Annotated in this window: 3 protein-coding genes; 1 reads left to right on the plus strand and 2 read right to left on the minus strand. The window is 62.5% G+C overall.

Going from position 1 to position 16,251, the window contains the following annotated elements; translation table 11 throughout:
- Nucleotides 1–40 precede the first annotated feature (40 nt).
- Together SA496_RS04670 and SA496_RS04675 are read right to left on the minus strand one after the other, a co-directional pair.
- Nucleotides 41–391, minus strand: coding sequence for a tryptophan synthase subunit beta (locus SA496_RS04670; RefSeq protein WP_120652526.1), 351 nt, complete (start codon nt 389–391; stop codon nt 41–43).
- 86 nt (nt 392–477) lie between these two features.
- Entirely contained in the window at nt 478–14,535 is a 14,058-nt protein-coding gene (locus SA496_RS04675) for a retention module-containing protein (RefSeq protein WP_330115086.1), read from the minus strand.
- 337 nt (nt 14,536–14,872) lie between these two features.
- Here SA496_RS04675 and SA496_RS04680 point away from each other — a divergent pair, with 337 nt between their 5' ends.
- Nucleotides 14,873–16,225 (plus strand): TolC family outer membrane protein, encoded by a 1,353-nt coding sequence (locus SA496_RS04680; RefSeq protein ID WP_153922041.1) that lies wholly within the window; start codon nt 14,873–14,875, stop codon nt 16,223–16,225.
- The last annotated feature ends 26 nt before the right edge of the window (nt 16,226–16,251 follow it).

Here is a 16,251-nt window from a genome sequence, read left to right on the forward strand (position 1 = left end):
AATTCGCTCCCACGAAGAGCGGGTAGTCGTGCGGTCCGGCTCAGATCAGTCCGGAGCCCAGCTCGTCGTCTTCTTCGACGATCAGCCGAGAAATGCCGCCAAGGGCCTCACGCGCCTGGTTCCGGCTGAGCAGCTTGGATTGTGCGGCTGGTGGCAGGTCGGTGATGCGGATCACGCCCTTGGCCATCAGCACTGTGATCAGGTCGTCGAGTACCCGGATCATGTCCAGGTCGCTCTGTTTCAGCTGCAGCAGGCTGCTTTGCATTGCCAGGTTGGCGTACCAGGCCTGGATCTCCTGGTCGTCGGCCGGCAGGCTGCCGGTCATCTCATCGAATGCCGCGGCCTCGACGCGAACCAGGCTTCCTTCTTCGTCGCGCTGGATATAGAGCATGGCGAGTCTCCCTTCAGGAATGCCGCGAGCATGAGGGCAGATGCCCCCGGTCCGCAACCACCTCGGTGGCTGCGGACCGGAGAACATCAGTTCTGGTCCACCTTGATGGTCGGATCAGCACCCGCGATCAGGGAGTTGATGGACGAACCACTGAGCTGGGCTGCGGCGCCCTCGAGGGTGATGGACAGGTCGGCGTGGCTGGCGACAGTGCCTCCGGCGTCGTTCAGATGGCCGTCCTTGCTGACCAGCAGTGTGGCGTTGCCGGTGCCGGCATCGACGATCAGCTTGAGGAAGTTGTCGATGGTGGCGCTGGTTTCCCCTTGCAGCAGATCGCTGAGGTTGAGCTTGTCGCCCTCGCTCATCTTGAAGTCCTTCACCACATCCAGGTCCGGACTGCCTGTGCTGCCCGCGTCGCCGGCCTTCCAGACGAAGGTGTCGGCGCCCGCACCGCCCCACAGGGTGTCACTGCCTTTGCCACCGGTCAGGGTATCGATACCGGTACCGCCGAACAGGATGTCGTTGCCGTTACCGCCGATGAGCTGATCGTTGCCACCCTGGCCATAGAGGATGTCGTTGCCGTCACCGCCCTGGATCAGGTCGTTGCCGCCGCGGGTGTCGCCATCCACGTTGAAGGTGGAGTGGTTGCTCTTGATGTAGCTGTACAGCTCATCCGAGGTGGCGACGTGGCCGTTCTTCAGTTCAAGGAAGCTCTGCAGCGCCTTCATGCCCGAGCCAGCCGGGAGATCGGCAGGCTTGGCCGGGTTGCCGTTGATGCCCCATGGCAGGTAATCGGTGTTGATTGTGTCACCGAAGATGATGTCATCACCTGCGCCACCGTTGATGGTGTCGTGCCCCACGGCCACCGGCGTGGTGCTACTGGAGCCGCCGTTGAGTGCGCTGGTCAGGTCACTGGCCTGCTGCACGATGTCGACCTGGCCGGTGGGGCCGGTGACGGTGTTCTGGCTGGTGACAGTGATGTTGTCGATACGCACGACGGCGTCGTTGCCGCCACTGCTGGCATCGTTCAGCAAGTACTCGATCTTGTAGGTGCCGTCGTTCAGTACCTTGGATTCGATTGTCGCGAGTGTGCCAGTTGTCCGGCTACCCGAATCTTCCATTGTCCAGGTCGTGGTGCCATTCGCTGCCGTGACTTTCTTCCAGAGGGTCCAGCTGAAGGTATCGCCGCTGTTGAACACCGTGCCCTGGTAGCTGAACGAGAGTTTGCCGGCATTGTTTGCGCTCACGCTGAACTCGGGGCTGGTGGCGGTCGTGGCAACGTTGTTGTTGGAATCGGTGATTCGCAACTGATCGTTGTCGCGCGACACAGAGCCGCTGCCGGTGGTGCTCCAGTTGCTGGCCCTGTTGATACCGCCGTTGCTGTCGAAGTTGGCGATGACCGTGCTGGTCGTGCCGAAGTTCAGCGTGCTGTTACCGGTCACGCTGGTGTTGTCGAAGAACTTCAGATAGTTCTCGTTGACGCCCGGGCCGATACCGATGGCGCGCACGGTGCTGAGGCCACTCAGGCTACTGAATGTGGCGATGGACTGAGTGAGTACGTTGTAGTCACTGCTTGCACCACTATTGGTGGTGGTGGGGTCGCCATCGGTAAGGAACAGCGTCAGTTTCTGGTAGTTGTTGTTTTGGGCTTGGAACCAACTCGTGGCTTCTTCGAAGGCGTCCTGGTAGTTGGTACTGCCAGTGGCGCTGAGGCCCTCCGTCTGGCTGCGACCGATTGCCGATAGCAGTTGCTCGATGTTGCTATCACTGAGATCCGTGATGCTGACTTTGGTAGAGGCTGAACCGGCGAAACCGATCAGGGTGATGTTGATATCCCCATCGTGGTTCTTCAGTTGGTTGGCCAGGTTCAGGAGGGCATCCTTGACCAGCTTCATCCGGGAATCGTTGTAGCTGACACCGCTTTGTCCCTGCAGGCTGTAGGCCATGCTGCCGGAGGTATCGACGATCAGCGCGACGTTGTAGTTGGTGCCCGGCTGGGTCGTGGTCAGGGTGCCACCGACGTCGCCGAGGATCACGTCATCGCCGCCACCACCGACGATGTCGTTGTCACCGTTCGGATTGGTGGGCACTTCGACTCGACCAATGTTGATGTTGAAGTCGTATTGGCCGGAAGTGTTCACACCGCCGTTGGTGGTACCGCCGCTGTCCTGCACGGTGAACTGGAAGCTCGTCAGGTTGCCCGTAGCGCCTGGCTGGTAGGTCAGTTTGCCCTGGGCGATATCGCTGGCACTCACCGATGTGTTGGCGCCGATGGCCACACCGTTGAGCAGCAGCGTGCCGCCGGCCGGCAGCGCCTTGATGATCACGTTCTGCAGCGTGTGGGTCTGCCCGGTCGCGGCATCGATGCTGTCGCTGAAGCTGAAGTCCGCCACCTTGAAGGTGTAGGTGTTGCCCGCGTTGACGCTGGCCGAAGCGTTGGCCGAGGTTGGCGCATCGTTGACCGGGTTGACCGTGATGGTGCCCTGGGCCGGCGTTGCGTCCTGCAGGCCAGCGTTGTCCACAGCGCTGTACTGGAAGTTGGTGTTGCCGTTCCAGTTGCTGTCCGGACGGAAGTAGATGGTCGCGCCATTGCTCACAGCCGCGATGACGCTGGCCGCCGTAATGGCGATGGTGCCGGCTGCATCGCTGTAGAAGGTCCCGTGCTGCGGCAGCGAGGTGATCTTGAAGCTGGCGATCGTACCTTCGATGTCCGAGCCGCTCAGGCTGATGGCAATCAGGCTATCTTCATTGCCAGTGGTACTGGAAGTGCCGGTTTCCGGTGCGTCGTTAACCGGGTTGACGGTGATGGTACCGGTGGCCGGAGTGGCATCTGCCAGGCCGCTGTTGTCGGTGGCCGTGTACTGGAAGGTGTTGGTGCCGCTCCAGTCTGCGTTGGGCTTGAAGTAGATGGTTGCGCCGTTGCCTGTGGCCGCGATGACGCTGGCGAGGGTCAGCGGGTTGGTGGCGGCGGCATCGCTGTAGAAGGTGCCATTGGCCGGCAGCGAGGTCAGCTTGAAGCTGGCGACGGTGCCGTCGACGTCCGAACCACTGAGGTTGACGGCAATGACGGTGTCTTCATTGCCAGTCGCACTGGCGGCGTTGGTTTCTGGCGCGTCGTTTACCGGAGTCACGGTGATATCCAGCGTGGAGCTGCTGCCGGTATTGGTGACGTAGGTGACCTGCGGTACCGAGCCGTTCCAGTTCTGCGCCGGGGTGAAGGTGTAGTCACCGTTGCTGCCAAGGGTGAAGGTGCCCACGTTGGCGATGGTGGCGGACTGGCCAGCGGTGAAGCTGCCGGTGACGCCCGCGACGCTGAAGCTGGCGACAGTGAGGGTGTTGTCCACATCGCTGTCATTACCCAGCACGTTGCCGGTGGCCGGATTGTCCTCGGCCACGGTGTTGGTGTCGGGCACCATGACCGACGCGTCGTCCACCGGCGTCACGGTGATATCCAGAGTCGAGCTGCTGCCGGTATTGGTGACGTAGGTAAGCTGCGGCACCGAACCGTTCCAGTTCTGCGCCGGGGTGAAGATGTAGTCACCGTTGCTGCCAAGGGTGAAGGTACCGACGTTGACGATGATGGCGGACTGGCCAGCAGTGAAGCTGCCGGTGACGCCCGCGACGCTGAAGCTGGCGACAGTCAGGACGTTGTCCACATCGCTGTCGTTACCCAGCACGTTGCCGGTGGCCGGGTTGTCTTCGGCCACGCTGTTGGTGTCGGGCGTCAGGACCGAGGCGTCGTTCACCGGAATGACGTTGCCGAAGCTCAGTTCGGCGGTATCGGTGGCGGTACCGTCGGTGACGGTATAGGTCGCGGTCGGTACCGGGCCGTTGTAGTTCAGTGCCGGGGTGAAGGTGAAGCTGCCGTTGGCGTTGATCACCAAGGTGCCGACACCGGTAAGAGTGGCAGTCTGGCCAGCCAGGTAGGTACTGCCCCCGACCTCGAACTGGGTGACTGTCAGGGTGTCGTTGTCGATATCGCTGTCGTTGGTCAGGACATTGCCGGTGGCCGGGGTGTCCTCGGTTACCGCGATCGGACCGTCGTTGGAGGCGACAGGCGCGTCATTCTCCGGGGTGACGGTGATATCCAGCGTGGAGCTGCTACCGGTATTGGTGGTGTAGGTGACCTGCGGGACGTCGCCGTTCCAGTTCTGCACCGGGGTGAAGGTGTAGTTGCCGTTCGCCGCAATGCTCAGGGTGCCGACACCGGCGATCACCGCGCTGGAACCGGCGGTGAAGCTGCCAGGCACGCCATTGATGGTGAAGCTGGCAACGGTGAGTGTGTTATCCACATCGCTGTCGTTGCCCAGCACGTTGCCGGTCGCCGGGTTGTCTTCGGCCACAGTATTGCTATCGGCAACCAGCGCGGAAGCATCGTCCACCGCATTGACCGTGATGGTGCCGGTGGCTGGCGTGGCATCTTCCAGGCCTTGGTTATCCACCGAGGCGTACTGGAAGGTGTTGCTGCCATTCCAATTGTTATTCGGCACGAACGTGAGGCTGGCACCGTTGCCGGTGGCCGGAACGATTGCACCAAGGCCAAGGACGACACCGTTGAGCATCAGGGTGCCGTCAGTGGGCAGTGTCTTGATGACAAAGTGGTCGACACTGCCATCGATGTCCGAACCGCTGAGGTTGACGGTGATCGGGTTGTCTTCGTTGCCCGAGCCCGCGGCTGCATTGGTTTGCGGCGCGTCGTTGACCGGCGTCACGGTGATGTCCAGCGTCGAATCGCTGCCGGTGTTGGTGGTGTAGGTGACCTGCGGGACGTCACCGTTCCAGTTCTGCGCCGGGGTGAAGGTGTAATCACCATTGCTGCCGAGGGTGAAGGTACCGACGTTGGCGATGGTGGCGGTCTGGCCGGCGTTGAAGCTGCCAGTAACACCGGTCACGGTGAAGCTGGCGACAGTCAGGACGTTATCCACGTCGCTGTCGTTGCTCAGCACATTGCCGGTGGCGGGGTTGTCCTCGGCCACGCTGTTGGTGTCGGGCGTCAGGACCGAGGCGTCGTTCACCGGAATGACGTTGCCGAAGCTCAGCTCGGCGGTGTCGGTGGCAGTGCCGTCGGTGACGGTATAGGTCGCCGTCGGTACCGGGCCGTTGTAGTTCGGGGCCGGGGTGAAGGTGAAGCTGCCGTTGGCGTTGATCACCAGGGTGCCGACACCCGAGAGGGAGGCAGTCTGGCCAGCGGTGTAGGTGGTACCGCCCACTTCGAACTGGGTGACGGTCAGGGTGTCGTTGTCGATATCACTGTCGTTGGTCAGGACATTGCCGGTGGCCGGGGTGTCCTCGGTTACCGCGATCGGACCGTCGTTGGAGGCGACAGGCGCGTCATTTTCCGGCGTGACAGTGATGTCCAGCGTCGAATCGCTGCCGGTGTTGGTGACATAGGTGACCTGCGGCACCGTGCCGTTCCAGTTCGCGGCCGGGGTAAAGGTGTAATCACCATTGCTGCCGAGGGTGAAGGTACCCACGTTGGCGATGGTCGCGGTCTGGCCGGCGGTGAAGCTGCCGGTAATGCCGGCCACGCTGAAGCTGGCAACGGTGAGCGTGTTATCCACATCGCTGTCGTTGCCCAGCACATTGCCGGTGGCCTGGTTGTCTTCGGCGACGCTATTGGTATCCGCCACCAGGACGGACGCATCGTCCACCGGGGTAACGGTGATATCCAGAGTGGAGTTGCTGCCGGTGTTGGTGGTGTAGGTGACCTGCGGGACGTCGCCGTTCCAGTTCTGCACCGGGGTAAAGGTGTAGTTGCCGTTAGCGGCAATGCTCAGCGTGCCGACACCGGCGATCACCGCGCTGGAACCGGCGGTGAAGCTGCCGGGGACGCCATTGATGGTGAAGCTGGCAACGGTGAGGGTGTTATCCACATCGCTGTCGTTGCCCAGCACGTTGCCGGTGGCGGGGTTGTCCTCGGCGACGCTGTTGGTATCCGCCACCAGGACGGAAGCATCGTTCACCGGAATGACGTCGGCGAAGCTCAGTTCGGCGGTATCGGTGAGGTTGCCGTCGGAGACGGTATAGGTCGCGGTCGGTACCGGGCCGTTGTAGTTCAGTGCCGGGGTGAAGGTGAAGCTGCCGTTGGCGTTGATCACCAGGGTGCCGACACCCGAGAGGGAGGCAGTCTGGCCAGCGGTGTAGGTGGTACCGCCCACTTCGAACTGGGTGACGGTCAGGGTGTCGTTGTCGATATCACTGTCGTTGGTCAGGACATTGCCGGTGGCCGGGGTGTCCTCGGTTACCGCGATCGGACCGTCGTTGGAGGCGACAGGTGCGTCATTCTCCGGGGTGACGGTGATATCCAGCGTGGAGCTGCTGCCGGTGTTGGTGGTGTAGGCGATTTGCGGGATGTCACCGTTCCAGTTGGCGACCGGGGTGAAGGTGTAGTCACCATTGCTGCCGAGGGTGAAGGTACCGACGTTGGCGATGGTGGCGGTCTGGCCGGCGTTGAAGCTGCCAGTAACACCGGTCACGGTGAAGCTGGCGACAGTCAGGACGTTATCCACGTCGCTGTCGTTGCTCAGCACATTGCCGGTGGCGGGGTTGTCTTCGGCCACGCTGTTGGTGTCGGGCGTCAGGACCGAGGCGTCGTTCACCGGAATGACGTTGCCGAAGCTCAGCTCGGCGGTGTCGGTGGCAGTGCCGTCGGTGACGGTATAGGTCGCCGTCGGTACCGGGCCGTTGTAGTTCAGCGCCGGGGTGAAGGTGAAGCTGCCATTGGCGTTGATCACCAGGGTGCCGACGCCCGTGAGGGTGGCAGTCTGGCCGGCCAGATAAGTGCTGCCACCGACTTCGAATTGAGTGACGGTCAGGCTGTCGCCATCGATATCGCTGTCATTGGTCAGGACGTTGCCGATGGCCGGCGTGTCCTCGGTGACCGCAATCGGGCCATCGTTGGAGGCGATAGGCGCGTCGTTCACAGGCGTGACGGTGATGTCCAGCGTCGAGCTGCTGCCGGTGTTGGTGGTGTAGGCGATTTGCGGGATGTCACCGTTCCAGTTGGCGACCGGGGTGAAGGTGTAGTTGCCGTTAGCGGCGATGGTCAGGGTGCCGACGCCGGCGATGACGGCGCTGGAGCCCGCGGTGAAGGTGCCGGGCACGCCATTGATGCTGAAGCTGGCGACGGTGAGGACGTTGTCCACATCGCTGTCGTTACCCAGGACGTTGCCAGTGGCCGGGTTGTCCTCGGCCACGGTGTTGGTATCGGCGACCAGGACGGAGGCATCGTCCACCGGGGTGACGTCGGCGAAGCTCAGTTCGGCGGTGTCGGTGAGATTGCCGTCCGAGAGGGTGTAGGTCGCCGTCGGTACCGGGCCGTTGTAGTTCAGCGCCGGGGTGAAGGTGAAGCTACCGTCGCTGTTGATCACCAGGCTGCCGACACCGCTGATGGTGGCGGTCTCGCCTGCCAGATAGCTGCTACCGCCGAAGCTGAAGCCGGTGACGGTCAGGGCATTGCCTTCCGGATCGCTGTCGTTGGTCAGCACATTGCCGTTGACCGGGGTGTCTTCGGTGATCGCGATTGGGCCGTCATTGACGGCGATTGGCGCATCGTTGACCGCATTGACCGTAATGGTGCCGGTGGCTGGAGTGGCGTCTTCCAGGCCGTCGTTATCCACAGAGGCGTACTGGAAGGTGGTGGTGCCATTCCAGTTCGCGTTGGGGACGAAGGTGAGGCTGGCGCCGTTGCCAGTGGCCGGAACGATTGCGCCAAGGCCGAGGGCAACACCGTTGAGCATCAGGGTGCCGTCGGCGGGCAGGGTCTTGACGACGAAGTGAGCGACGTTACCGTCGATATCCGAACCGCTGAGGGTGACGGTGATCGGGCTGTCTTCGTTGCCCGAGCCGGCTGCCGCGTTGGTTTCTGGCGCGTCGTTGGCCGGCGATACGTTGCCGAAGCTCAGCTCGGCGGTGTCGGTGAGGCTGCCGTCGCTGACGGTGTAGGTCGCACTGGGCACCGGGCCGTTGTAGTTCTGCGCCGGGGTGAAGGTATACGAACCATTGGCATTGATCACCAGCGTGCCGACGTTGGTGATGGTGGCGGTATCGCCGGCCTGGTAGGTGGTGCCGTTGACCACGAACTGGGTAACAGTCAGGGCATCGCCATCAGTGTCCGTGTCATTGGTCAGGACATTGCCATTGACTGGAGTGTCTTCGGTGACCGCAATCGGACCGTCATCAGCAGCGATGGGTGCGTCGTTTTCGGGATTGACGATGGAGAAACTGAGCTCCGCGGTATCGGTGAGGCTTCCATCGGAGAGGGTGTAGGTGGCACTCGGCACCGCGCCGGTGTAGTCCAGGGCGGGGGTGAAGGTGAAGCTGCCGTCGCTGTTGATGACCAGGCTGCCGACACCATTGATGGTGGCGGTCTCTCCGGCCAGATAGCTGCTACCGCCGAAGCTGAAGCCGGTGACGGTCAGGGCATTGCCTTCCGGATCGCTGTCGTTGGTCAGCACATTGCCGTTGACCGGGGTGTCTTCGGTGATCGCGATCGGGCCGTCATTGACGGCGATTGGCGCATCGTTGACCGCATTGACCGTAATGGTGCCGGTGGCTGGAGTGGCGTCTTCCAGGCCGTCGTTATCCACAGAGGCGTACTGGAAGGTGGTGGTGCCATTCCAGTTCGCGTTGGGGACGAAGGTGAGGCTGGCGCCGTTGCCAGTGGCCGGAACGATTGCGCCAAGGCCGAGGGCAACACCGTTGAGCATCAGGGTGCCTTCGGCGGGCAGGGTCTTGACGACGAAGTGAGCGACGTTACCGTCGATATCCGAACCGCTGAGGGTGACGGTGATCGGGCTGTCTTCGTTGCCCGAGCCGGCTGCCGCGTTGGTTTCTGGCGCGTCGTTGACTGGCGATACGTTGCCGAAGCTCAGCTCGGCGGTGTCGGTGAGGTTGCCGTCCGAGAGGGTGTAGGTCGCCGTCGGTACCGGGCCGTTGTAGTTCGATGCCGGGGTGAAGGTGAAGCTGCCATTGGCGTTGATCACCAGGGTGCCAACGCCCGTGAGGGTGGCAGTCTGGCCGGCCAGATAAGTGCTGCCACCGACTTCGAACTGAGTGACGGTCAGGCTGTCGCCATCGATATCGCTGTCGTTGGTCAGGACATTGCCGATGGCCGGCGTGTCTTCGGTGATCGCAATCGGGCCGTCGTTGGCCGCCAGCGGTGCGTCGTTTTCTGGGGTGACGGTGATATCCAGCGTCGAACTGCTGCCGGTGTTGGTGGTGTAGGTGACTTGCGGGACGTCACCGTTCCAGTTGGCGACCGGGGTGAAGGTGTAATTGCCGTTAGCGGCGATGGTCAGGGTGCCGACGCCGGCGATGACGGCGCTGGAGCCTGCGGTGAAGGTGCCGGGTACGCCATTGATGCTGAAGCTGGCAACGGTAAGGGTGTTATCCACATCGCTGTCGTTACCCAGCACGTTGCCGGTAGCCGGGTTGTCTTCGGTCACGGTGTTGGTATCGGCAGCCAGGACGGAAGCATCGTCCACCACATTGACCGTGATGGTGCCGGTGGCCGGAGTGGCGTCTTCCAGGCCGTCGTTATCCACGGAGGCGTACTGGAAGGTGGTGGTGCCGTTCCAGTTGGCGTTGGGGACGAAGGTGAGGCTGGCGCCGTTGCCAGTGGCCGGAACGATTGCACCAAGGCCCAGGGCGACACCGTTGAGCATCAGGGTGCCGTCGGTGGGCAAGGTCTTGATGACGAAGTGACCGACATTGCCGTCGATATCCGAACCGCTGAGGGTGACTGTGATCGGACTGTCTTCGTTGCCCGATCCGATTGCCGCGTTGGATTCCGGCGCATCGTTGACCGAATCGACCGTAATGGTGCCGGTGGCCGGAGTGGCGTCTTCCAGGCCGTCGTTATCCACGGAGGCGTACTGGAAGGTGGTGGTGCCGTTCCAGTTGGCGTTGGGCACGAAGGTGACACTGGCGCCATTGGCGTTGGCTAGCACGACCGAACCGATCACCAACGGCACGCCGTCGAACATCAGGGTGCCGTCGGTGGGCAGGGTCTTGATGACGAAGTGGTCGACACTGCCATCGATATCCGAGCCGCTGAGGTTGACGGTGATCGGGCTGTCTTCATTGCCCGAGCCGCTGGCGGCGTTGGTTTCCGGCGCGTCGTTCACAGGCGTGACGCTGATGTTCAGCGTCGAGCTGCTGCCGGTATTGGTGGTGTAGCTGACTTCCGGCACCGCACCGTTCCAGTTCTGCACCGGGGTGAAGGTGTAGTTGCCGCTAGCGGCGATGGTCAGGGTGCCGACACCGGCGATGACGGCGCTGGAGCCCGCGGTGAAGGTGCCGGGCACGCCATTGATGCTGAAGGTGGCGACGGTGAGGGTGTTATCCACATCGCTGTCGTTGTTCAGCACATTGCCGGTGGCCGGGTTGTCTTCGGCCACGGTGTTGCTGTCGGCGACCAGGACCGACGCGTCGTCGACCGGGATGACGTTGCCGAAGCTCAGCTCGGCGGTATCGGTGGCAGTGCCGTCGGTGACGGTATAGGTCGCGGTCGGCACCGGGCCGTTGTAGTTCGGCGCCGGGGTGAAGGTGAAGCTGCCATTGGCATTGATCACCAGGGTGCCGACACCGGTGAGGGTGGCGGTCTGCCCAGCGGTGTAGGTGGCGCCGCCCACTTCGAACTGGGTGACAGTGAGGCTGTCACCGTCGACATCGCTGTCGTTGGTCAGGACGTTGCCGACTGCCGGGAGGTCCTCAATCACTGGAACCGGGCCGTCGTTGCTGGCCAGCGGTGCATCGTTCGCCGGAGTGACGCTGATGCTTAGCGTGGCGCTGCTGCCGGTGTTGGTGGTGTAGGTCACCTGCGGTACTTCACCGTTCCAGTTGGCAGCCGGGGTGAAGGTGTAGTCACCGTTGCTGCCGAGGGTGAAGGTACCCACGTTGGCAATGATGGCGGTCTGGCCGGCAGTGAAGCTGCCAGTGATGCCAGCCACGCTGAAGCTGGCGACGGTAAGGGTGTTATCCACATCGCTGTCGTTGTTCAGCACGTTGCCAGTGGCCGGGTTGTCTTCGGCCACGGTGTTGGTATCGGCAACCAGGACGGAAGCATCGTCCACCACATTGACCGTAATGGTGCCGGTGGCCGGAGTGGCGTCTTCCAGACCGTCGTTATCCACGGAGGCATACTGGAAGGTGGTGGTGCCGTTCCAGTTGGCGTTGGGCACGAAGGTGACACTGGCGCCATTGGCGTTGGCTGGCACGACCGAACCGATCACCAACGGCACGCCGTCGAACATCAGGGTGCCGTCGGTGGGCAGGGTCTTGATGACGAAGTGGTCGACACTGCCATCGATATCCGAGCCGCTGAGGTTGACGGTGATCGGGCTGTCTTCATTGCCCGAGCCGCTGGCGGCGTTGGTTTCCGGCGCGTCGTTCACAGGCGTGACGCTGATGTTCAGCGTCGAGCTGCTGCCGGTATTGGTGGTGTAGCTGACTTCCGGCACCGCACCGTTCCAGTTCTGCACCGGGGTGAAGGTGTAGTTGCCGCTAGCGGCGATGGTCAGGGTGCCGACACCGGCGATGACGGCGCTGGAGCCTGCGGTGAAGGTGCCGGGCACGCCATTGATGCTGAAGGTGGCGACGGTGAGGGTGTTATCCACATCGCTGTCGTTACCCAGAACGTTGCCAGTGGCCGGGTTGTCTTCGGCCACGGTGTTGCTGTCGGCGACCAGGACCGACGCGTCGTCGACCGGGATGACGTTGCCGAAGCTCAGCTCGGCGGTATCGGTGGCAGTGCCGTCGGTGACGGTATAGGTCGCGGTCGGCACCGGGCCGTTGTAGTTCGGCGCCGGGGTGAAGGTGAAGCTGCCGTTGGCGTTGATCACCAGGGTGCCGACGCCCGCGAGGGTGGCAGTCTGGCCGGCCAGATACGTGCTGCCGCTCACTTCGAACTGAGTGACGGTCAGGGTGTCGTTGTCGACGTCGCTGTCGTTGGTCAGGACATTGCCAACCGCCGCGAGGTCCTCGATGACCGGGACCGGGCCGTCGTTGCTGGCGAGCGGTGCGTTGTTCACCGGGCTGACGTTGCCGAAGCTCAGCTCGGCGGTATCAGTGGCCGTGCCGTCGGTGACGGTATAGGTCGCGGTCGGCACCGGGCCGTTGTAGTTCTGCGACGGAGTAAAGGTGAAGCTGCCGTTGGCATTGATGACCAGGGTGCCGACGCCATTGATGGTCGCGGTCTGGCCGGCCAGGTAACTGGCACCGCCGAAGCTGAAGCCGGTAACTGTCAGGGTATCGCCGTCGGCGTCGCTGTCATTGGTCAGCACGTTGCCGGTGGCCGGGGTGTCTTCGGTCACGGCAATCGGGCCGTCATTGCTGGCGACCGGTGCGTCATTGACCGGGCTGACGTTGCCGAAGCTCAGCTCAGCGGTATCGGTGGCGGTACCGTCGGTGACGGTATAGGTCGCGGTCGGCACCGGGCCGTTGTAGTTCGGTGTCGGAGTGAAGGTGAAGCTGCCGTCACTGTTGATCACCAGGGTGCCAGCGCCGCTGAGGGTGGCGGTCTGGCCGGCGGTGTAGGTGGTCCCGCCCACGGTGAATTGGGTGACGGTGAGGGTATCGCCTTCCACATCGCTGTCGTTGGTCAGCACATTGCCGATGGCCGGGGTGTCCTCGGTGACCGGGACGGGGCCATCGTTAGTGGCGACCGGAGCATCGTTCACCGGCGTGACGCTGATGTTCAGTGTCGAGCTGCTGCCGGTGTTGGTGGTGTAGCTGACCTGCGGTACCGCGCCGTTCCAGTTGGCATTCGGCGTGAAGGTGTAGGTGCCGTCGGCATTGATCACCAGGCTGCCGATGCCATTGATGGCCGCAGTCTGGCCGGCGCTGAAGCTGCCGTTGATACCCGCCACGCTGAAACTGGCGACAGTCAGGACGTTATCCACATCGCTGTCGTTGCTCAGCACATTGCCGGTGGCCGGGCTGTCTTCGGCCACGGTGTTGCTATCGGCGACAAGGACCGAGGCGTCATTCACCGGGGTGACGTCGGCGAAGCTCAGTTCGCCGGTATCGGTGGCGGTACCGTCGGTGACGGTGTAGGTCGCGGTCGGCACCGGGCCGTTGTAGTTCGTCGCCGGGGTAAAGGTGTACGTGCCATTGGCATTGATCACCAGGGTGCCAACGCCACTGAGGGTGGCGGTTTGGCCGGCTGAGTAAGTGGTCCCAGCCACGGTGAACTGGGTGACGGTCAGATTATCGCCGTCGGTATCGCGATCGTTGGTCAGGACATTGCCGGTGGCCGGAGTGTCCTCGGTCACCGCGGTCGGGCCATCGTTGGCTGCAACGGGGGCGTCGTTCACCGGATTCACGCCGATAGTGACGACGATTGTGTCGGTGCCGCCTTTGCCGTCATCGACAATTACGGTGAAGGTATCGGTGCCGTTGAAGTTCGGGTTGGGCGTGTAGGTGTAGGAACCGTCCGGGTTGATCACAACGGTGCCGTTGCGCGGAACGTCGCCGGGCGTGTAGGTGAGCGGGTCGCCGTCGGGGTCGGTGGCGCCCAGTTGCCCCTTCACTGGGGTGTCTTCGTCGGTGGTCAGGCTGGCGTCCTGGCCTTGCGGGGACGCGTTGGGGCTGTCCGGCAGTTCAGGGGTGGGCTGTTGGCCGTCATTCGACGGAAGCGTGGCATCTACAGTCGGTGTGTTGTCCTCTTCCGCCAGCACTTCTCCGGCCAGTGGCTCGATTCCCGTGGAGAAGCCAATGGTCGGGTCGACGCGGTCGGCCGTCGCATCCAGCATCACGAAACTGTGGCCGCCACCAGCGGCACCACCGCCAGCGCCACCAGCGCCCGGGCCGGCCGCGGTGGCTTCGAGTTCCTTGGTCGGGTCGACACCCGCCTCGATGGCCTTCTGCAGTTGCGCAACGTCATCGGCGGGCGTCGGGGAAGCAGCCTGGGCAGGCTGTGTTTCGACGCTGGCGACGGCGTCGGACTCGCTCCATTGCGTGTCGCGGCCCAGATCGACGGTGCGGCCGTCAGTGAGCTCGAGAGTCACCATCCCCTCGATGCCCGTCTGTAACTGGTCACCCTTGAATAGGCGGTCACCTTCTACGAGCAGGCGCTGGAACCCTTCCGGGGACATTGCGAAAACCTGGCCAACAATGCTTTTGACGATCGCAATAACACTGCTCATGGGGTGACTCTCCTGAATTGGCTTTCAGCTGGCTTGTCGTCACTGGAGTCGAATAACGAGGACTTTGCGCAGGACTGACATTCCCTATCTATATTTAATGCATGGCGAAAAGGTGGCGCCAATATATTGGCTTATTACAATTGGCTATTGCATATATGCCAAAGTATTGACCAATTGACTTCCATCCTAAACAATCAATTCCATGCTGTCACTTTGATATTTGCTTCCTCATCTGGCAGCTTCTGATGTGATGTGATTCACGAAACCTGGCCTGGGCAGGAAGCAAGCTCCGGTGAAGTTTCAGGACCTCCAATTCAACGAAAAGGATGCCAAGAACATGCGTCTGAGACTCTCCACCTTCCTCCCATTTGCCCTGGCGGCGAGCCTTCCCGTACAAGCACAGAGCCTTTCTGAAGCCATGCAGCGTGCCATGGATGTGCATCCGGAAATCCAGGCAGGGGTCAACAGTCGTCTTTCGGCTGACAAACAACTGAAGGCGGCCAAGGGCGGCTACCTACCGTCCGTCGACCTGCTGGGCGGCTATGGTCGCGAAAGCACCGACAACACCACGACCCGCGCCACTGGAAACGACCACTGGAAGACCATGACCCGTGGTGAGTCCAGCCTGCGCCTGCAACAAATGGTGTTCGACGGCTTTGCCACGCAGAACGAAGTCGGCCGCCAGCAGGCCACCGTGAATTCCCGTGCCTACTCGCTGCTCGGGACCTCCGAGCGCACCGCGCTGGACGTGGCCCAGGTCTACATAGATGTGCTGCGCCGTGAAGAAATGGTGCGACTGGCCCAGGCCAACCTGCGCAGCCACGAGAGAATCTTCGATCAGATCAGCCTGCGCAGCGAGCGCGGGGTAGGGCGTCTGGCCGACCAGGACCAGGCGGAAGCACGTCTGGCCCAAGCCCGTAACAACCTGATCACAGAGCAGACCAACCTCAGCGACGCCCGCACCAACTACTACAGCGTCGTGGGCATGGACCCGGTGGACCTGAGCGAGCCGGCCGGCCTGCCGGGGCAATTGCCGGAATCCCTCGAGGGCGCCCGCCAGACCCTGCTGGCCAATAGCCCGATCCTGCGTTCCGCCGAGTCCGACGTCGCTGCTGCCGAGAAACAGTACGATGCCGCCAAGTCCTTCTTCTACCCGCGCTTCGACGCGGAATTGTCCCGCGGAGCGGACAATGATCTGGACGGTGAGAACGGCCACGTCAACGAGTGGCAGGCGATGTTGCGCATGCGTTACAACCTGTTCGCTGGCGGTAGCAACAAAGCGGACCTGGAGTCCAAGGCCTATCAGGTCAACGAAGCGCTGGATATCCGCAACAACGCCCTGCGCGTGTTGAACGAAGAGCTGGGCCTGTCCTGGAACGCTCTCGGCAATGCTCGCGAGCAACTGCCGATCGCCCAGCAATACGTCGACTACAGCACCCGTGTGCGTGAGTCCTACCAGCAGCAATTCAGCATCGGCGAACGTACCCTGCTCGACCTCCTGGACAGCGAAAACGAGCTGTTCACCGCCTCGCGTCGCCTGGTGGACCTGCGTTACACCGAGCTGTTTACTCAGTACCGCATCAAGGCGACCATAGGCGAGTTGCTGAAGAGCCAGGGAGTGGTGGCACCTATGGCCACGGTCGTGCAGACCGAACTCAAGCCAGAAGCAACGCTCCCCGGCCTGAACTAGGTACCTGATTCGGATCCGCATGGCGC

Source organism: Pseudomonas sp. JS3066, assembly GCF_036328175.1.
In the GTDB taxonomy this organism is placed as follows: Bacteria; Pseudomonadota; Gammaproteobacteria; order Pseudomonadales; family Pseudomonadaceae; genus Metapseudomonas.

Coding starts and splice junctions, on each gene's coding strand:
- SA496_RS04675 (WP_330115086.1), bottom strand. CDS start 14,535: ATGAGCAGTGTTATTGCGATCGTCAAAAGCATTGTTGGCCAGGTTTTC.
- SA496_RS04670 (WP_120652526.1), bottom strand. CDS start 391: ATGCTCTATATCCAGCGCGACGAAGAAGGAAGCCTGGTTCGCGTCGAG.
- SA496_RS04680 (WP_153922041.1), top strand. CDS start 14,873: ATGCGTCTGAGACTCTCCACCTTCCTCCCATTTGCCCTGGCGGCGAGC.